The organism is Wolbachia endosymbiont of Wiebesia pumilae (assembly GCF_017869285.1).
GTDB lineage: Bacteria > Pseudomonadota > Alphaproteobacteria > Rickettsiales > Anaplasmataceae > Wolbachia > Wolbachia pipientis.
The window spans coordinates 320,574-340,038 of record NZ_CP054557.1 but is presented as its reverse complement, the minus strand read 5'-3'; the positions used below and the strand labels follow the sequence as shown (position 1 = coordinate 340,038).

The 19,465-nt window shown below is 33.8% G+C and carries 13 protein-coding genes and 3 pseudogenes; 6 read left to right on the top strand and 10 right to left on the bottom strand.

Annotation, left to right across the window (positions count from 1 at the left end; genetic code table 11):
- Positions 1 to 19: 19 nt before the first annotated feature.
- Both HUB92_RS01680 and fabG read right to left on the bottom strand, forming a co-directional pair.
- On the bottom strand, positions 20 to 349 hold the full coding sequence (locus HUB92_RS01680; protein ID WP_155968336.1) for a TrbC/VirB2 family protein: 330 nt from the start codon (positions 347 to 349) through the stop codon (positions 20 to 22).
- Between the two features lie 88 nt (positions 350 to 437).
- Complete coding sequence (fabG, locus tag HUB92_RS01675) at positions 438 to 1,172, bottom strand: 3-oxoacyl-[acyl-carrier-protein] reductase (RefSeq protein WP_015589136.1); 735 nt, start codon at positions 1,170 to 1,172, stop codon at positions 438 to 440.
- A gap of 266 nt (positions 1,173 to 1,438) precedes the next feature.
- Here fabG and HUB92_RS01670 point away from each other — a divergent pair, with 266 nt between their 5' ends.
- On the top strand, positions 1,439 to 2,959 hold the full coding sequence (locus tag HUB92_RS01670) for an HlyD family type I secretion periplasmic adaptor subunit (protein ID WP_209473080.1): 1,521 nt from the start codon (positions 1,439 to 1,441) through the stop codon (positions 2,957 to 2,959).
- Positions 2,960 to 3,101: 142 nt separating this feature from the next.
- Positions 3,102 to 4,044, top strand: a pseudogene (locus tag HUB92_RS07230) (IS3 family transposase); the annotation flags it as partial.
- Here HUB92_RS07230 and HUB92_RS01650 read toward each other — a convergent pair.
- The 5 genes and pseudogenes from HUB92_RS01650 to HUB92_RS01630 form a co-directional block, all read right to left on the bottom strand.
- Positions 4,017 to 4,985: an IS481 family transposase gene (locus HUB92_RS01650; RefSeq protein WP_209473077.1), complete on the bottom strand. Its 969-nt coding sequence runs from the start codon at positions 4,983 to 4,985 to the stop codon at positions 4,017 to 4,019. The pseudogene HUB92_RS07230 and the gene HUB92_RS01650 sit on opposite strands and share 28 nt — an antisense overlap.
- Positions 4,986 to 5,050: 65 nt before the next feature.
- Positions 5,051 to 5,479: pseudogene (locus tag HUB92_RS01645) on the bottom strand (transposase family protein); the annotation flags it as partial.
- Positions 5,480 to 5,610: 131 nt separating this feature from the next.
- A complete protein-coding gene (locus HUB92_RS01640; protein WP_209473075.1) occupies positions 5,611 to 5,769 on the bottom strand; it encodes a hypothetical protein in 159 nt (52 codons plus the stop codon).
- Positions 5,770 to 6,016: 247 nt separating this feature from the next.
- Entirely contained in the window at positions 6,017 to 9,265 is a 3,249-nt protein-coding gene (locus HUB92_RS01635) for an OTU domain-containing protein (RefSeq protein WP_209473073.1), read from the bottom strand.
- Between the two features lie 580 nt (positions 9,266 to 9,845).
- A complete protein-coding gene (locus HUB92_RS01630) occupies positions 9,846 to 10,721 on the bottom strand; it encodes an Rpn family recombination-promoting nuclease/putative transposase (RefSeq protein ID WP_209473071.1) in 876 nt (291 codons plus the stop codon).
- A 97-nt stretch (positions 10,722 to 10,818) separates the two neighbouring features.
- Here HUB92_RS01630 and HUB92_RS01625 point away from each other — a divergent pair, with 97 nt between their 5' ends.
- Together HUB92_RS01625 and HUB92_RS01620 are read left to right on the top strand one after the other, a co-directional pair.
- Entirely contained in the window at positions 10,819 to 11,175 is a 357-nt protein-coding gene (locus tag HUB92_RS01625) for a helix-turn-helix domain-containing protein (RefSeq protein WP_244663095.1), read from the top strand.
- Between the two features lie 52 nt (positions 11,176 to 11,227).
- Positions 11,228 to 11,994, top strand: a protein-coding gene (locus HUB92_RS01620; RefSeq protein ID WP_410543339.1) for an IS5 family transposase whose coding sequence is annotated in 2 segments (ribosomal slippage) — positions 11,228 to 11,555 and positions 11,555 to 11,994 — 768 coding nt in all. Because the reading frame shifts where the segments join, the coding sequence is not laid out codon by codon here.
- A 6-nt stretch (positions 11,995 to 12,000) separates the two neighbouring features.
- Here HUB92_RS01620 and HUB92_RS01615 read toward each other — a convergent pair.
- Positions 12,001 to 13,000 (bottom strand): annotated as a pseudogene (locus HUB92_RS01615) (IS110 family RNA-guided transposase).
- A gap of 203 nt (positions 13,001 to 13,203) precedes the next feature.
- On the opposite strand from HUB92_RS01615, the gene HUB92_RS01610 reads away from it, so the two are divergent.
- On the top strand, positions 13,204 to 13,545 hold the full coding sequence (locus tag HUB92_RS01610) for a hypothetical protein (RefSeq protein WP_209473070.1): 342 nt from the start codon (positions 13,204 to 13,206) through the stop codon (positions 13,543 to 13,545).
- 25 nt (positions 13,546 to 13,570) lie between these two features.
- Here HUB92_RS01610 and HUB92_RS01605 read toward each other — a convergent pair whose 3' ends face one another.
- Together HUB92_RS01605 and HUB92_RS01600 are read right to left on the bottom strand one after the other, a co-directional pair.
- Positions 13,571 to 16,765, bottom strand: a complete 3,195-nt coding sequence (locus HUB92_RS01605) for a host RNA manipulator TomO (protein WP_209473067.1) — start codon at positions 16,763 to 16,765, stop codon at positions 13,571 to 13,573.
- A complete protein-coding gene (locus HUB92_RS01600) occupies positions 16,741 to 16,950 on the bottom strand; it encodes a hypothetical protein (protein WP_209473065.1) in 210 nt (69 codons plus the stop codon). Before HUB92_RS01600 ends, HUB92_RS01605 begins: the two co-directional genes overlap by 25 nt.
- Positions 16,951 to 17,362: 412 nt before the next feature.
- On the opposite strand from HUB92_RS01600, the gene HUB92_RS01595 reads away from it, so the two are divergent.
- Positions 17,363 to 19,459 carry an OTU domain-containing protein gene (locus tag HUB92_RS01595; RefSeq protein ID WP_209473063.1) on the top strand — a complete coding sequence of 699 codons (2,097 nt, stop codon included), beginning with the start codon at positions 17,363 to 17,365 and terminating at the stop codon, positions 19,457 to 19,459.
- The last annotated feature ends 6 nt before the right edge of the window (positions 19,460 to 19,465 follow it).

The following is a 19,465-nucleotide window of genomic DNA, read 5'->3' as shown; positions in this document are numbered from 1 at the left end:
CATTTCTGCACTTTTTGGATTATTTTTGTCCACACTTTTCCAACATAGTTTTTGCTTCATCGCTTACGTTGGGCATAATTTTCGTTATGATAGTTTTAGCGCCAAAAAATACACCACAGAACATGCCAAGAGCAAAGAGGGCTGGCCACGGCATCCTGCCAAATATTGCAAGCAAAGCTGCACCAATTATTACTACCGTCATAAGTGGACCGCCTATCCCCCAAACATAACCAATAATATTGCATATTACTTTAGTTGTGTCATCCATATCAGGGTCAGCTGCATAACCTGAGAAAGAGAAAAGCAATACTACGCAAAAAACACTAAAAAATTCCATTATAGAGCTCATTTTTTTGCCTCTAAGTAATAAATTAACCTAAACCTACACATTTTTTATTTTAAAGTAAAAATTATAATTTGTCCATACATAAGTGTTGCTACATAAATAACCCACCATTAATATTGAGCACATGCCCTGTTATATATTTTGCTTCATCACTTGCTAAAAACAAGACCCCTGCTGCTATTTCTTCCCCTGTTCCCATTCTTTTCATTGGAATATTATCTAATATTTTTCCCTTTTGTCCTTCATTTAAAACTTCAGTCATTTTAGTATCTATAAACCCAGGAGCAATACAATTTACTGTTATATTACGACTTGCAACTTCTTTTGCTATGGATTTGCTCATAGCTATTATTCCAGCTTTAGACGCCGCATAATTTGCTTGCCCGGCGTTTCCTGTCAGCCCTATTATTGAGGAAATATTTATAATTCTTCCCCAATTATTCTTAATTAGTTTTCTGCATGCTTCTCTACTCAGCTTAAATGTAGAGCTCAAGTTAATATCAATTACTTTTTGCCATGCTTCATCTGTCATTCTCAATAATAAACTGTCTCGCGTAATACCCGCATTGCATACGAGCCCGTCAAAGCCTTCCATCAGCTCACTTGCTCTATTTATTAGTTGATTTACTTCCTCAGCATTTGATAAATCACAAGGGAGTACATGCATGTTTTTTTCATATTGTTTAGCAACTTCTTCGAGCACTTCTTTTTTTGTGCCAGAAATACATAAAGTTGCTCCGGCTTTGTGCATAATTTTTACAATTGCTTGCCCTATTCCGCCTGATGCGCCAGTAATCAGGAACTTTCTGCTTTCCAATTTAAGCATAATAACTTTATATTATCTTAATTCCTAACAGAATATTGACTAGTTGGCAATAGATTTCTTACATAATATAAGTAACTCAGATATTCACAAAATAAAGAAAAAGTTATAATAAAGTTAAACGTCAAAAAATTTTAAAAACATAGTTGATGCAGGAATTGTTACTAAATAGTTTATTCTGGTGCTCTACAGTCTAAATGGAATGCTTAAATTATAGATTCTTTGTTTTTGTGTGTTACCTTGAGTTAACACAAATTCACAGTAGTATTATGATAAGTAAGTTAAAAAAGCTTAGCGCTGGATTTTCTTTGACAGGCTTGATTGGCCATGGTGATAATATAAATATGCAAGGAGCAAAAAATAAAAAGAAGAAGTACCCAAAATTTTTGGATAAGACGTTTGCATTGATTGATGCAGTGATAAATTTTATTTTAAAACGCGAAAGTAATAACGTAAATGAAGTCCTGAAAGTAACATGGGGACCACTATTTTTTGGTCTGGTAGTAATACTCATCTTTTTTGGGATAGGTGGTATTTGGTCGGCTATAGCTCCAATTGACGGTGCGGTGCATGCAAGTGGAGAAGTTATTGTATCTTCAAATAGAAAAATAGTTCAACATTTGGGCGGAGGAATAATAAGCAAAATTTTAGTAAAAGAGGGTCAAGCAGTTAAAAAAGATGAGCCTCTAGTTTTGTTGAGTGATGTTAACGAGAAGGCGAATTTAAGTATCATCAAAGAGAAGCTCTTATCATTTTTAGCAACAGAAGCAAGGCTTCTTGCAATCAGAGTAGATTTGGACACGCTCGAGTTTCCTGATGAGGTTAAAAAATTATCTCACGATGAACTTGTAAATAAAGCGATAAAGAATCAAGTAAAGTTGTTCAACTCTCAGAGAAAGAGCATATTGGGAAAAACAGACATACTGCAACAACGTATAAAGCAGTTAAATGATGAATTAGCGGGGCTAAACTTTCAACTAAATGCAGCTCATAAGCAATATGACTTGATAACTGAGGAGTTGGAAACAAAAAGACAATTACTTGATAGTGGCCATATAAGCAAACCACACATTTTAGCTTTAGAAAAGCAGTTTGTTGAAATTGAAGGCAGAGTTGGACATTACCGTTCTGCAATATCTCAAGTGCAGCAAAAAATTGGAGAGAACGAATTAGAAATTATAAACGTGAGAAATGATTCTCAAGAAAGAGCAAACGCTGAACTTAAGGAAGTTAGTACGTCTATTGCAGACTTGAAAGAGAGACTGATGGTTGCTGAAGATTCATTAGCACGTACAATAATTAAATCGCCTCAAGATGGGATAGTCACAGATATAAGATACCATACTGAAGGTGGTGTTATACAATCTGGAGTTCCGATCATGAGCGTAGTGCCATCGGATGATGACCTAATAATAGATGCTAAAATTCAGACCAGAAACATAGAAGAGATACTGTCAGCACAAAAGAAAGATAGCAACATAGTCTCTATTGATGGGCTAGAAGGGCTAAAGGTTAAAGTTCGTTTAAGTGCTTACAGTGCACGTCGTTTAAGTTTAATTAATGGTATAGTAAGCAATATTTCTCCCGATGCCCTTGATGATCCAAGGCTAGGGCGTTATTATTCAGTACGTGTAGTGATACCAAAACCAGAGCTTGCTCAGTTTAAAAACGTATACCTATACCCTGGTATGCCAGCAGAAGTGTACATAGTTACTCAATCTCGTACTCTTTTATCATTCTTGTTTACGCCTATAATTGCAACAGTCGATAGGTCTTTTATAGAAAGGTAGCTCACTCGTTAAAGTAGTAGTGAAAGTGCCGTAATAAAATTTAGGTACATAATTAGACAATAGGCTTCTTGACCTTACCCAGAAAAAGTGGAGAGAAAGAAAGGAGTTTTTTCGGGTAAAATAAAATTTTTGAGGATTAGAAATGGCAAGAGAATATACGGCAGAATTCAAATTGGAAGCTGTTAAGCTGGCAAATGAACAAAGAAAGGCAGGTCAAACAATTACGAAAATAGCAAAGGATTTAGGAATAAAGGGTGGTTTATTAGGAAAATGGATAAAGAAACACAACGAAAAAAAGTCGGCAGCAGATGCATTTCCAGGTAGAGGTAACATGGCTCCTTACGACAAAGAGAGGTTTGATTTACAAAGAGAGTTAGCAAGAGTAACAAGGGAAAGAGACATTTTAAAAAAAGCCCTGGCCAGTCAAAAAGAGTAAAATATTTTTTTATATAGTAACTGCTATAAAGTACAGGAATTATGTAGGATTTTCTGCTAGTGGCTACTATAAGTGGACCACAAGAAAAATAAGCAGTAGAGAATCAGCAAATAAAGAGTTATTAGCAGATATTCAAAAAATATATCAAGCTTCTAAATGTAGATATGGAGCTCCTAAAATTCATGCTGAATTGAAGGCTTTGGGTAAAAGTTGCAACTTAAAAACAGTGCAAAGTATTATGCAGAAAAATGGTATTCAGGCTATATTGAGAAGAAAATTTAAAATTAAGAAACAACAAACGGACAGTAGCTCCCAATATATTAGACCAAAACTTTATTGTCGATCAACCAAATAAAGTATGGGATTACTTATATAAAAACCAAAGAAGGATGGCTATATTTGGCAACAATAATCGATCTATATTCACGCATGGTAGTTGGCTGGTCAATGAGCAGTTCAATAAATAAACAATTGGTTATGGACTCTTTATTAATGGCCGTTAACAAGCGTAAACCTGCCAAAAATCTACTATTACATAGTGATCAAGGTTCACAATATACTTCGCAAGGTTATCAATATCTCTTATCCATAAAAAACATAGATGAGTCATAAAGGTTGTTGTTACGACAATTCTGTTGTGGAAATGTATGGTCCCAGAGTGTGATGGTGTGGATTTAGTATAAATAATTCTGGAGACTGTGTCCACTGATAACATATAAATTCATAAGGAGTAAGACCCTTAAGAGTTTTGAGTCTCTTTGCATAATTATAAGCCATAACAAAGTTATAAAGGTGTTCTTTAAGTTGCTGGTGCGATTGATAGTAATACTTCTTAACTGTAGCATCCTTTAAAGTTTTATTCATACGCTCGACTTGCCCATTCGTCCAAGGATGGCTAACTTTTGTCAAACGATGTTCAATAACATTCCCTTCGCAAACTCTATCAAATATATGTTGGAAAGCATACTTATGACGCTTCTGGTTTGTAAATTGTATACCGTTATCTGTCAAAATAGTATGGATTTTATACGGTAAAATTCTAATCAAATTACGTAAGAACTCAGCAGCTATGGGTTTTGTAGCACTGTTACGCAACTCAACATAGGTAAATTTGGATGTCCTATCAATAGCAACAAACAAATGTAATTTGCCCTCCTCAGTTCTAACTTCAGCAATATCAATATGAAAGTAACCGATAGGATATTGTTTGAATTTCTTTTTTGACTTAACTTCTCCATCAACAGTTGGTAATCTGCTAATGTTGTGTCTTTGTAAACAACGATGCAAGCTAGAGCGAGTCAAATGCGGAATTGTAGACTGCAGAGCGTAAAGGCAATCATCTAGTGGCAGTAGTGTATACTTGCGAAATGTAACTATTATAGCTTCCTCTTCTAGCGTTAAAACAGTCGATCTTGGACGCTTTGGACCCATATCAGCATCTTTCGTAAATGAACGTTTTCTCCACTTAATAATAGTTTTTGGATTAAGGTTATAATGCTTGGAGAGTTTTGCTATGCTCTCTTTTCTATTTTGTATTGCTCTACGAATCGTCTGTGTTGTTTTGGCGCACCCATGCAATATTTGTCCCATAACTCCTCCTTTGATGGTATTTTTTTCTCATATTTTATCATACCATCACACTCTGGGACTGTACATCTAACTTCAGCAATATCAATATGAAAGTAACCGATAGGATATTGTTTGAATTTCTTTTTTGACTTAACTTCTCCATCAACAGTTGGTAATCTGCTAATGTTGTGTCTTTGTAAACAACGATGCAAGCTAGAGCGAGTCAAATGCGGAATTGTAGACTGCAGAGCGTAAAGGCAATCATCTAGTGGCAGTAGTGTATACTTGCGAAATGTAACTATTATAGCTTCCTCTTCTAGCGTTAAAACAGTCGATCTTGGACGCTTTGGACCCATATCAGCATCTTTCGTAAATGAACGTTTTCTCCACTTAATAATAGTTTTTGGATTAAGGTTATAATGCTTGGAGAGTTTTGCTATGCTCTCTTTTCTATTTTGTATTGCTCTACGAATCGTCTGTGTTGTTTTGGCGCACCCATGCAATATTTGTCCCATAACTCCTCCTTTGATGGTATTTTTTTCTCATATTTTATCATACCATCACACTCTGGGACTGTACATCTAAGACAAACATTTCTCACCGCCATTGGTTTTGAATGCTGTAAATGATTGTTTTGCTTAAGATCTTAATAAAATATTGCTAAATTAATATTATTGAACTCGGAAATAACAGGAAAATTCATAACAGTTTTTATCCCCAATAGAATGAAATCCTTTTTATTGGTATCGTCCTTTTTGTGAAAAATATTCTTAACTTCTCTACAACTTTTTCTGGCTAAGGCCACATATTCTACAATAAATATTTGACATATACGTTATAGAGCAAGCAATTTGAGATTTTTTATAGTCAAGGGATCGTTATTTGTTGGAGCAACATCAGCCTATGGTACTATATGACCACTCAACATAAAACCGCTGCAAAAAACCATATAGAATTTACAAACCTATTACTAGTGATACGGTAGGAAAACGAAATTAATATAGTATCCCCTACCGCACACTTATGAAGCCTTAATAAAACATTGAAATTTACTACTTACCCTTAGAACTACCTGCAGAATTAACCTTAACTACGTTAAGGGCTTCTGTTATTTTAGTAGATACTCCATCTTTTTCAAGATCTATATCTTCCATTTTTTTTAATTTCTCTTGTTTATCTTTTAACAAATCATGCAGATTCTTGTGCATAGTGTCATCTCTTTCCAAAGACCCTCTTGCCATTACTATTGCACCTGTCAGTACTTCACATTCTTTTATTTTTAATTCTTTATAGCTATCCCTACTTTTGAACTTTTCATTATGAATTGCATCAAGAAGAGTGACAATATTATCAAATTTACCTTCAAGAATATACTCTCTCATTAATGATTTTTCTGCCTCATAAAAAGCAGTTCTTGATGTTTTACCACCTCTTATTTGGTCGTCACCTTTCATTAGGTTATTTTCCACCCATTGTGTAATCAAGTCAGGGTTATTATTATTCACTGCATCACATAAGAAATCTGAGTGTGCTTCTTCAAATGCCATCTGTAAATTACTTTTACGTTTTTTCATATAACCTCCTATATGTATATGTTCCTTAACGCCTTCTCCTTTTAAGAGTTGCTCAATATTAGTGACAACTCCTTCTTTTGGTAGTGCTGTAATATCACTTCCATCGATACCACCTTCTCCTGGCAGTTTTTTAGTGTGACTTTCATCTACAATGATACTGCTTGCTTCAGAAAAAGACTGATTTTGTTCTTGATATTTTTCAAGTGTTCGATTTACCCAATCATCATTTAGTACTTCTCCAATTCTTTCGTGAAATGGCGCATTAATATAGTCTTGCTGTACTAAATTTATAAAAGAATTTAGTACCTCTTGCATTCCATTTCCTAATCCTTCTTCCACTGCACTTTCCATAAAACCATCCTTCAAGTACCTGTATGGCACTAGATGAATAATAACATGAGAAACAATTTTACTAGATAGTATTTTTCCTATTAATTTATTAGCCATTCCTGAACGAAATATTGCTTTATCATTATAACCTTTTGCTTCATTTATTTTTAACCTTCTATATTCATCTCCTTCTTGTACTAAATATTCTGCTTCTCTTATACCACCAGCAGAAGGATATACTTTGATAGCATCCCCTGCCTCTCTTCTTGGCGCTAATACTCTTTTTTCCAACGGTTTAAAATCAAATACTTCATACAAATGTTTTGCTACATGATTATAAAGAACATCATTTAGATTATTTTTATTAATCTTCCCATTATAATTATCTAAATCTTGACTATGTGTTCTAATAGTAGAATTACACTTTTCATTATAATCATCCAAATATTTCTTACTTTCTTTTTCATTGATATTATATGAAGTAGTTTTTAGTAAAGAATTTAAAACACTCAACACACATGCTGTTCTCTTTACTATATATCCTTCATTATTCACAATTCTAATACGAAGATTATAATCTCCGACTATCTCTTGAGTGATTTCGTCATGTAGCAATACACTAAACACCTTTGCTTTAGGTTCTTTTGCATCGTTTTGGCTCTCATATAAACGAATTTCTTCTGATAGAGTATTACCTTCTTCAGGAAAAGCAGCATGTATGTCTTGATTAAACATAGTTAATATTATTCTGGCAACTCCCTCACACATTATTGTAACAGTGTTTATATCTTCTGCAGCTAATCCATCAGTTAGATAATCAATTCCATGACTTATGTATTTTCTAAGTCTTGCATTAAAACCAGTGCGAGCTTTTTTTATTTCTTCTTCTGTAAAAATTTTTTCTTTGTTAATGGTTTCGATAATCTCTTTATCGTATATTAAGTGATATCTATTGCGGTGTCCTTTTTTAGTTTTAGTCGTGAGTTTAAATTTATTATGTTCATCAGAAGAAATAATATTATTTTGTCGAAGTTGATCATACTGTCCTTCTGTCAAACACAAACCTTCTCTGCTTATTATTAGTGGAGTCATAACTTGTTCTACCATGTTTTTCACATGTAATATGTAGCCACCTTTTTCTTTTACTTTCACCGCACTTTCAATAGCACTCTTTATCGAAGAATATGGTATAACATGACGCATTTGTTTTGTAGAACTTCCCAATACCTTTGGACGTCCTACTACAGCGATTTTAGTATCATCTTTACTATCAACTATAACATCTACTAGCACATCAGGGCTCATCTCTATTTTAAGCAGATCTTCTAAAAACTTATACGCGTAAGCCTTATCATGTCCTCTAGGTATATTTCTTCGGGCAATTGGTGTAGAAGCACGTACAGGAGAAAAAAGACTACGTGAACCAAAGCCCCCGATTGATGCTACAAATTCATTATATGGACATTTCAACTCTCTAGTAAATTCTTGCTTTTCAGAAAATGATTTACAGACTAATTCTCTATCATTCCCCTTCCTTTCTTTTCCTGTGAACATTTTATACTCTTGAAACACAAATGCTCGTTTTTTCCCTTCAGTATCGCTATCAGGTAGTTTGTTTCTTACCAATTCCATCTCTTCTTCACTGAATCTTGAGTCAGGACTGTTTATTCTATAAGAAATAGTATAGCACCTTACAATTTGTTGACCTTCTGAGTCTCTTTTATTAGTTAAAACAGCAAACTTAAAATTTCTTTCTTCAACGCAGTCTTGATTATTGTAACGACCTAAATAAATTACTTCAACGTTCCCAAATATATCAACAAAATGCGAAGATTCGCCAAGGTAACCTTCGATCTTTTTTTCAAGATCATTAAGAGGCTCACCACTTCCTCTGTCGTTTTGTTTTCTCAATATTGGAATAAAATGACCATGGCCTCTATTTATTATGTGTATAGTATTTTCCTCATTATAATCTATGTTGTCCACATTCTTAGAACCTTCTTCACTATTTATGATCTGATTTGTCCATACCTCTTTTCCATCCACAACATGTCTTTCCATAACATGCAGTTTTACACCATACTTTCCACAAAGTATTCTACCTTCAACTTCGGAATCACCCCATCTATTGTTATTTAGAATATTTTTTGCATAAGAATCTGGAGTTTCCCTACGCACTACACCATTATTGTCATAACTGTTAGCAATAGCATTTATGAACCATTCTGGTGGGTTATTTTGTGCAAATTCTTTACAATATTCTCGCAGTTCCTCAACAGCAGCGCTCATTCCTAATTGTCCTAGTCCTTGCTTAAACGAATCAAAAAAACAGTTTCCATCTGTAGTTGCTTTTCCTACACGAAAGCCTGGAGGCAAAACAGGCTCATTTTCTTGCATAAACACCCTCACAAATAAACATACAAAAACTTACTTCAACCAATACAACAACGAAATCACTATCATACAATCAACACCACGATTAATTAATTGCCTACAATACTGCAAGCCACTTACTTATAAGACTACGATATCAACTATGCTTTTATTGTCAAAAATTATTTGACTAAAATAAGGATAAAAATTTTATTTAGGTTTATATCTTCTATGAAAGTGTAATTGTATATAAGTTCTCTAATTGCATAAAAGTCAATAATAATTTTTTATATCATGAAAAATATTTTTTGATGTAAAATTCAGCTCTAATACAACCTTTTATTTACTATCGTATTATCTTATTCAATCAAAAGGTATCCGTTCAAGCAATGGCGTTAAGTTAAGGAAAGATTGTCTAATATAGTAAAATTTAAAGTAGGTGTTTTATTTGTTACATTTATTTTTTAGAGCATTTTTATCTAGAGTAATCGTATAAACCACTAACCTTATTAATTACTATCTAAAGTGGTTTTTTCCATCCCCTTTTTTTCTTTATGCCACTTTCCCTTAACTTGATGTATATGCTTTTTTGAACATTTTCGTATTAATCCTTTAATTTTCGGATCTCATCTAAAGAGAGGCCAGTGATTTCAGCGATAACATCAATAGAGACACCGGCCTTGAGTGAGTTTTTTGCAACTTCGATTTTTTCTTCTTGTCTACCTTTTTCTTGACCAACTTTAAGACCCTCATCAAATTTTTGAGCAAAAGCAGCAATCTCATCCATTATGCGTTTCTTCATTTGTTCATATGCTAGTAACTCTTCTTCTGACCAATTAAACTTATTCATCTCTTCATAAGCTCGTTTTATTATTACGTCACTACCAACTATCTTATCTAGATCCTCTTCCCTTGTTTCTGCTGCATATCGGAAAAAATAACACCATTTTTCTACTATATTTTCTAGTTGGTCTTCTTTTGTCTTTGTAAATTTAGGTAGTTCTATGAATACGAAGTAAAAATCCTTTAAGTCATGTTCAAAGCTATTTTGATCTAAAATGACATGATTAGATTTGTACTCAGTCTTATCTGGAAAAATAATACAATCAGCAACAGCTATGAAGATAATTTCCTTGAGATTATGATAATTATCACCTTGATCAGCTTGACTTGAGTAGGCTTTAACAGCATAATACTGAGCACGCTTTTCGAAGCCTTTGGTCTTAGTAAACTGCATTTCTATGATGTATCTTGAACCTTGAGAGTCTTTACAAAGAACATCGACAATACTCTGCTTTTTAGCGGCAATTTCAGGGTCTAAAATGGTAGCTAAGAATTCAACATCGTGAATAGCAGCTAAACCAGTAAAGCCTAAAATATCGTTCAAGAAATGAATGAGGATATCTTTATTCTTCTCGGTGCCAAATATTCTTTTGAAGGCATAATCGTTGCGTGCATCAAGAAATTTAGATAAAGCCATGAGAAAGTAAGATAAAAAGCATTAATGATTATACACAATTTTGAAGAAATGTTCAACAATTTTGATTTATGTTAACCTGTATAATATTTATTTCTGTATGGCAAAGTATACTACTGTTTCCATAAGGTACCAAATAGCACAAAAAGTAAGGAGCTGGAGGTTAAAGAGAAAATATACTCTGAAAGACTTAGTAGACAAAACAATCATAAACTACCACACGCTGCTAAGATACGAGCAAGGAACATGTGGCATTCCAACTGAAAAGTTAAAAATCCTAGCAGAGGCGTTATCAATTCCTGTTAGAAATCTCTTTCCAAGACGAAAAGTACTAAAAGAAAGTAGTTGTTTCGACAAAGCTAAGGTTCAGGAAATGTATAATTTCATAGAAAAAACAGGAGGACACAAAGCAATTTATGCATTAACCAAATCTGTCCGAGCTGAGAGCCTGTCTTGAAAAGAAATGAGAAAGAGAATATGATGAGATAAGTAAAAAATAGTAGGTAAAAATGTATCCAAGTGATATAAGTGACAAAGAATGGGAAATTTTGGAGCCAAGTGTTGCACAAGGTGCAGTAGGACGGCCAAGAAAGCACAATATTAGAACAATTATTAATGCAATAAGATACATAATGAAAGGTGGTTGCCAGTGGAGAATGCTGCCAAAAGATTTTCCGCCATGGAAAACGGTGTATGATTATTTTCTCAGGTGGCGTAATAGTGGCAAATTGGAAGAAATACACGATATGTTAGTAAAAAAGGTAAGAAAAATGGTTGGCAAAAATGAAATACCTTCGGTAGGAATAATTGACAGTCAATCAGTGAAAACCACTCAAAAAGGGGATCCAGAGGATATGATGCTGGCAAGAAAATAAAGGGTAGAAAACGTCACATCATTGTGGATACAATAGGCCTAATTATTACAGCTGATGTTCATAGTGCAGGCATTCAAGATCGTGATGGTGCTCTAAATCTTTTTACTCAAGCTAAACGAAAAGCTTCAACGCTACAAAGGTTTCTCGCTGATCAGGGATATATTGGTAAATTGCAAAATTACTGTTTATTGAAAACAGGATGTTTATTGACGATTACTAAAAAAGCAGCTGATGCTGTAGGATTTCAAGTTATTCCTAAACGGTGGATTGTTGAAAGAACTTTTGCTTGGCTTTCCAATTTTAGACGTATGAGCAAGGATTATGAGCATTCTCCTCTTACTTCAAAAACTAATATCTCCTTTAATATGATTACTATTATGCTTGCTAAATTAGCTGCTTAGTTCCTTTCAAGACAGGTTCTTAGCCCTATAGTTTTTGATATGGTCTGGATCAAAAGCCTTCTTTGAACTTAGAACACCAAAAACAATATGGAGTAACTTACGCATCGCAGCTCCCACAATGGCCATATTATGCTTGCCTTTTTCTTTTAATCTCTTGCAAAAAGTCATAATAATAGGATTGTGATTTTTAGCTACTATAGCAGGAAAATACATTGCCTTACGTAGTGTTCGTGAACCTGATTTACTTAATCTGGGTTTGGCATATACAGAGGAACCTGATGTTATATTTCTCGGTATAACTCCTGCATATGCTGCTAATTGCCTGGCATCTCTAAAAGCTTTTATGTCAGGAACCTCAGCTAAAATAGCTATTGCTGATTCTTCTCCTATACCTGAAATAGTCAGTAGAAGTTGAAAATTTTCCAACAACTCTTTGTGTTGCTTTAATAATTCACGTATGGAGTTTTTTATTGTTTCTATTTTTTGTTCTATGTTCATTGCAAGGTCTTCCCAAGCATTTGCAACTTCTTTAGGCAGTCTCTCTTTTTTTTCTAAGTGGTTATTTACTAATGTCAATTCATCTTTTAACGCAGCCGAGCAACGATAAAGATGTTTTAATTTTTTTAACTCAGGAGAAGCAACGAGTTGGTTCCTGTCTTTGGCAGTAATCAGCAATAATTTCCGCATCGGTCTGATCATTCTTTTGTCGTACAAGCTTACTCCTTGCATAAGATTTTATGTAATAAGGATTTACAACACTAACAAAATATCCAGCATTGTGAAGAAATTCAGCCAAAGCTTCACCATAACAACCAGTAGCTTCCATACAGGCTTTTACTTCTTCTACATTATGTTTTTGTAGAAAGTCCTGCAAACCTTGAAACCCAGAATCCTCGTTTTTAAAATTCCTTTTCCTAGTTTCACGTTTTCCTTTTTTGCTTATGAATGAAAGAAAAACATCAAAGCGATTTTTTGATATGTCTATTCCTAAAAAGTTGTTGATCATATATAACCCCATACGTTACCATTAAAAATGAAAAGTAAGGCTTACCTTGTGAATACAGAATTAGAACCATTTAGGTTTTTCTACGATACCGTCCAGCCTATACTTTTGAGAAGGGAACTCTTATCTCTTGCACAGATTTTATATCTAAGCCAAATGCCAGAGTTTTTCCCTTCTCCATCTAATGCTTAAGCTTAAAACATTAAATGCTTTTTACAAGATACAAGCTAAACGCTTCTGACAATCTATTTTCCAAACTATGTTGTGATATTGATGCTGCAGGCAAAGAGAAAGATACAAGATCAGTAATGCACCAAAGAAAGGTAGTCGTGGCCGTTAGTGCTGGTGTAGTGTTACTGGTAAGCAGCGTTGCATTGTATATCATGAAAATGCCTGTAGTAGTAGCAGTTGTGGGAATAGCTGGATTATCATGTATAGGTTTTGCGCTGTACAATCTTTTAAAGCCCAATGCCAAACTCGAAAAAGTTGAAGATATAGAACAACTAATTGTTGAATCTCCAAAAATTTTAAAAAATGAAATAAGATAATCTATTGAGGAGAATCACTGAATATTTAAGTAACATCTCTCGCTATTTTTTCTTGAACATTGCTATTTTCAAGGGAACTTGAAGGCCTGCTATAGCAATATACAATTGCAGCGGCAACTAAACAACAAACTCCAACTGCTATCCCCACTGCTAACATTTCTAAATAAACTGCAACAGCTATCCCTGTAGCAACTCCGGTTATTGCTAACATAGAAGCAGCTATCACAGGCAACTTACTTTTTGCATCTTGTGGATTAGGGTTGTTTTTGTTTGGATAACTAGGTTGTTTGCTGTTACCTTGAGCATTTTTTGATACAGGTTCAGTAAGCTGAACGAGAGCTTGTTTTTTCTTATTACCCTCAACACCTGTATTGCTAGGATTGCTGTCAACAACTAAAGTTTTTGGTTGCATGTTTTGCATAGCATCATCATCTTGGTGCTCTTCAGGTATAACTTTATCATGTTCACCATCATTTTGGCTGCCTTGTGTAATTACTACAGACTCTTCTTCATTACTTCTAGATGTCGAAACATCCTCACTTACAGAACTTGATACTGTAGGTACTGTTAAATTTTGCTGATCATCTTGCTCATCATTTAGGTTATCAGGCTCGAATTTAGATTCTTCAGTGGCCATTGCAGGCATTTCTGACACCATGGCAGTAGCTACAGATTCTATTGTTTCAATTACAGGTATTCTTACTTCATTAATTTCTTCAAATGGATAATTAATACTAGAACCTGAAGAATCCCCAGCAGACTTATCACTTTCAAGCTTAGAATAATCATCATCCTCAGAATTCGGTGAATCTGATTCACTTTCTTTAGGCTCTGCCACAGGGACTTCTTGTCTACCTGCAGCAGCACCAATACTTTTACTTTCTACTGCAAGAAATTCTCTAATTTTTTTAACCTCACTTTCGGACTCTTGATCTTTCTCTTCAACTTTTATCTCATGAGCTTTCTCCAAAGCCCGATTAATGATTCGTTCTGCATTATTGTCCTCTTGTTTTACCCGTTCTACTAAACATTCTACTGCTTTATAATCAAGACCGAAGATAGCATCAGACAACTCTTCTTCTATGCTTCTTGTATTTTGGTCACTACTATGCACTCTATCCTCCTCAAAATTATCACTTATACGATTCATTATTGAAACCATAATGCCATCTAGTATATCACTTTCTCCCTTTTGTGCAAGAACATCTTTTTCTACCTGCTTACTGGCAGCACTTTCAAGTCCTGGATTTTCTGATAGATTGTCACTTGTTATAACTGGAATTTCTAATTCATCTGCAACGTTATTACTTCTTTTTCGTATTATAAAAGTTCCAGGAGTTTGGTGCATTTCATCCCACAAATCTTGACGTTCATGACAGGAATATTCTTGCACATCAATAGAAAATTGTAGAATATTTCTAATTTGCATTAAACTGAATATTAGATCAATATTCTTTTGACGTTTATTGTCTTTTGGATCTTTAGTGTATTCATCATATGCTATGTAAGCAGTCTGAGCTAATCCATTTACAATACCTGGCAAATAGCTGTAATTATATTCACGTAAAGCTTCAGATTGTAATAATTTATTTTCCTTTTCCAGCTCTTCTATGCGCTTTTCTATGCTAGATTTAAAAACCCCACACTCCTCTTGAAAAATTACGTTAATTGCACCCTCTTCTGTGTATAGGTAACATGCTTTCTTGATTAAGGAGTAATCTTCTTGGCCTGCTGAGTAGTGTGTTGCATTTCTCAGTGTATTCCGTATGGCTTGCCTGACTACTTGCTTATGTGATACGTTTTGATAGATTTTTTTAGTGTAAAAAGGTACATTGACTATAACGTTTGTGTTTTCAATATTAGACAATGCAACTAGAACCGATTCATATGCTTCATCAAATTCGTTATTTTTAAGTTTATGATCAAGATAATGAATAACATCATTGACGCTTTCAGCACATTCTTTGCATATGTACTCAATAAATGTAACATTGCCAGCATCCAATGCGGTTTTCAGAATTAAATCATAAATTTCTTTTCTGCGACGAGCTCCTGTGTTTTTCAGGATCTGTTGCCTTAGTATTGTAATAACTTTATCATCTGTAAATGCTTGTTTATATACATCGTAAATGGCACAATCTGCACTATTAGTATATCGTTTGCACAAGTATTCAACGACAGATATGTGTTCTTGGCTTATTGCAGTTTCTAACAAAGTAACAAAACTTTTTCTTAACAGATCTTTTTTATCCGTATCATTAATATATCCTTCAAATGCACCTAGCACTATCATGATAAATTCTTCATTTTCGATCAGAGATGCTGTTTCAAGCACACCATACAAAGGATCAGGTTTACTTGTTTTTAATGCTTGTGCAAGATCTTTTAAGATGAATTCAACAAAAACTGTGTCTAATAAATTTCGTTCTTTTCTTAATGCTATAGCTGAGAAGAAGCTAATCTTATTAGGTTCAATAAATTGTATGGCCTGATCTTTTAATGCTCTATAAATCCAATCGGTACCATGGAATTTTTCTATAAAAGCTTCAATATATTTTTGACCACCGACAAGTAAAGATAAAAGACTCAAATTTCCTTCAGCAAAAAGTATGCCCTGATATTGTTCTATCAGCTTATCATTAGCTGCAATTGCCATTAATACCAATTCTTTTACTAAATAATCACACTTGAAATTCTCCTGATCAAAATTATACCGTGATAGTATATTTGAGTATATATGCTGGTGATCCCTTCTATCTCGTAAATCTAAATTAAGTTGTTGTTCACAAAAACTCTTTAAATTTACATTGTCCAGCGTAATATATCTGCCTTCATAATTTTCAATATTTTGTATAACCCTGCCTAGTTCTTCACAATCATCTTCCCGTATAGCTTGATTTAAGATATTTATTATTTCAGTTAAAGTTAAATTTTTAGGAATAATGTCATATGAATCTTCATCTTCCGACTCTACGGTAAATGATCTATCACAACTATCAGGAAAGTTTGTAAGTATTGCATTCTCTAGACTCAGATCTTCAGGGGGTGTATCACATAGATTAGCTTGTATCTCTTGATTTTTGCCATCTAAAACTTCAAGCTCTTCCTTTTCTTCAATGCCTGAATCTCCAGAATAGCGACGATCTTTGGTTATTTCTTGATTCTCTTCTGTGCCCAAATTAACCCAACTTGAATCTAGAGAGTCAGTTTGATTAACCATATCTTATCTCCTACTAATAACCAATTAAGTATAGCACCAAACAATAATCTTGCCAAGCAAATCATTAATTCCTTGACAAATAGGCTATCATTATCATCCATCTCTCCGCCTTCCACGATACAAGCAATATTTTTTGAATGAGCATTTTTTAGGTAAAATATTGCAATAACTAGTAGCAACAACAATTTAATTATTTACTTGTCCAAAAACATAAAAAACATCGTATATTTGTGAGAATAAGTTGCGCAAAAACGGGGTTGTAAAAATAAAAACGAAAAATTGTTGCAACAAAGTTAGGCAAAACAGTTCGTATGTAAATGTAGTAAAAATTGGCTAATATGGATGGTTTTAGCGTATAGTAGAATCACTGTATTAAAAAGTTTATACGGTACACTTGGTAGACCAACGGATTCCAAGAAAAACTCTTCTCACGCTTGTTTGTTAATTAGGCAAAAAGTAGAACCATATTATTAATTTAATAATAAAAAATATGGAAATATATATCTATTGAAAAATATTGTTATTTATCATAAAAAAATAATTTACTTTGCTTATTTTTTCTGCTATCAAGCAGGTAGCTTGGTTTAGTGAGTTAATATGTTAGCAGTGGGTAAAGGGTTAGGTGTTAGTAGAGAGCCTATTTCCGTTTTTTGTCAGATAAAAAAGGCAAAAGGTGAGAAGCGAAAAGAACTCGAGGAACTTTTAAGTAAGCTAAAAAAGGAGTTTCCTGGGAACTATAAAATAGGGGCTGCTGTAGGTGCAGGAGATTGCTTTTTTGATTCTGTTGCTCAAGGATTGAATGAACTAAAAAGTAATGGTCTGATTACAAGTAGTGAAGAGTTTAACGTAAAGTCTTTACGGAAAAGTTGTAAACAATATGCAAAACAATCAAAGAGCAGTTCATGGTTGAATAAAGCTTTAAAAAAAGAAGATAATAACATTATAAGATATGTTTCACGTATTGAATTTACTGTAAAAGATGTTAAAGATTTAAGCCTTAATTCATTAATGAGAAAACTAGAGTTAGAAGATGCTGTATGTGGAAGAAACGAAATTGAAGGAAAAATAATATGTGAGAAATATAATGTGAAAATTAAAGTTATAGAATTGCATGAGAAATCGGTAGATGGATTACATATTACTACAGATGAAGTAGGCACAGGTGATAATGTTGTTTATATAGTGAATTACAGCAACCATTTTGTACCACTTCTTAGTAACATCGAAAAGGACATAGAGGATGATATGCCAGTTTCTAGAGAAAAAATTTACGGCGTTTCATCCAATACATCAGAGAAACCCAAAGCAGAAAAAAAAGATCTTAATGAAATCTTGGCTCGTTGCGAAGAACTCATATGTGACAAATGTGACAAAGGTGAAGATATCTTTGAGTTACTAGATCCTCTTGTATCAGATAGCCTATGTCAAATTCGTCCCTTATTTATTCTTTCTATGTTGCCTAAGTTCTGCAAAGAAGGTAAGCTTTCTCGTGATGAAGTCAAAAACTTAACAAAGAAAGAAAAAGATCTATTTTTACCTGTAATTCTGCTCAGTTTGTTAAAATATAGAAAAAAAGATAAACTTGGTATTGCAGTTTTGGAAGAATCGATAGATAATTTTGGTGGTGTTTCTCTTGGTAAAGATAAGGAGGAAGAACTCATTGCCAAAATGAAAAGCGAAATTAACTTACATTCTATAGAATATATAAAAAATATTGCAAATGAAAGAGTTCAGAAAATATTGGGCACATGTAAAGGTGTTCTACTGTATTCAAAACATAATATTACCCTCAAGGTATTACCTTGTTACATTAGTGTCTATGCAGTAATCAGCTGTATGGAACAAAAAGGGCTGCCAATCATTATTTCGTTAGTGAGAATTAATAGAGTAAATGATCAGCTTAGTATAGATAGTAAAGATGTGCTTTTTTACAAGTTCCAAGCAGAAAATAAAAAAACGTTTTATTATAAAAAGGAGGAAGATGTTGATGAAAATGAAAAAGTACAACCAACTCTTGCTTTTTTTTGTTTTAGCTTGATTAATGGAGAATGTTCTAAAGAATATAAGGAGTATGCCGATGGTACACAAGTACCGTCAAAGAAATTTCTAACAGAAGATTGTGATATCAGAAATATTCTTATGCTCCATCCTGCAGGTCATATTCAATTACCACTATGCACTAAACTTCCTGAAGAAGATAAACCATCTAAAGATGAGGAAAAACTTAGAAAGTACGTAGAAAGCTTATATGAGAAGTGCCCAGATGGCTCAGTAGAATTACAAGATCCATTAGTAGATGACTTTCATTCAATAGATAAAGATTTCCTTGGTTATAATAATATGCATGTTAATTTTGCGAGGAGATTTGGTATAAAAGATACACGCTATTCACATCATGTTAAGGTTGGAAATTTAGCCAAAGTAACGCGGAGAAGTGAAAATGCTCTTTTTGCTATACATCATATATGTTTATCAAACTATTCAAGGGAACGTGAGTATCAAAAGAGCTTAGCTCCTGATGCCAAAGTTAACATGGAGGAGGATATAAAGGTTGATAAGGCCACTGAAAAAGCCAAGGAAGTCCTTCGCCAGTTGCATGCTGATACTGGAGCAGGTCCTAGTACTAAAGTTGACGAAACTGAGACTTCAAAAGCTCAAAGAGGACTAACTAACTTAAGAATGAATCTCCTTTGATTGTTT

Excerpts from the sequence above, each read along its gene's own strand:
- HUB92_RS01610 (WP_209473070.1), top strand. The coding sequence starts at position 13,204 with ATGCTTTTTACAAGATACAAGCTAAACGCTTCTGACAATCTATTTTCC.
- HUB92_RS01625 (WP_244663095.1), top strand. The coding sequence starts at position 10,819 with ATGGCAAAGTATACTACTGTTTCCATAAGGTACCAAATAGCACAAAAA.
- HUB92_RS01605 (WP_209473067.1), bottom strand. The coding sequence starts at position 16,765 with ATGGTTAATCAAACTGACTCTCTAGATTCAAGTTGGGTTAATTTGGGC.
- HUB92_RS01680 (WP_155968336.1), bottom strand. The coding sequence starts at position 349 with ATGAGCTCTATAATGGAATTTTTTAGTGTTTTTTGCGTAGTATTGCTT.
- fabG (WP_015589136.1), bottom strand. The coding sequence starts at position 1,172 with ATGCTTAAATTGGAAAGCAGAAAGTTCCTGATTACTGGCGCATCAGGC.
- HUB92_RS01635 (WP_209473073.1), bottom strand. The coding sequence starts at position 9,265 with ATGCAAGAAAATGAGCCTGTTTTGCCTCCAGGCTTTCGTGTAGGAAAA.
- HUB92_RS01630 (WP_209473071.1), bottom strand. The coding sequence starts at position 10,721 with ATGGCTTTATCTAAATTTCTTGATGCACGCAACGATTATGCCTTCAAA.
- HUB92_RS01650 (WP_209473077.1), bottom strand. The coding sequence starts at position 4,985 with ATGGGACAAATATTGCATGGGTGCGCCAAAACAACACAGACGATTCGT.
- HUB92_RS01595 (WP_209473063.1), top strand. The coding sequence starts at position 17,363 with ATGTTAGCAGTGGGTAAAGGGTTAGGTGTTAGTAGAGAGCCTATTTCC.
- HUB92_RS01670 (WP_209473080.1), top strand. The coding sequence starts at position 1,439 with ATGATAAGTAAGTTAAAAAAGCTTAGCGCTGGATTTTCTTTGACAGGC.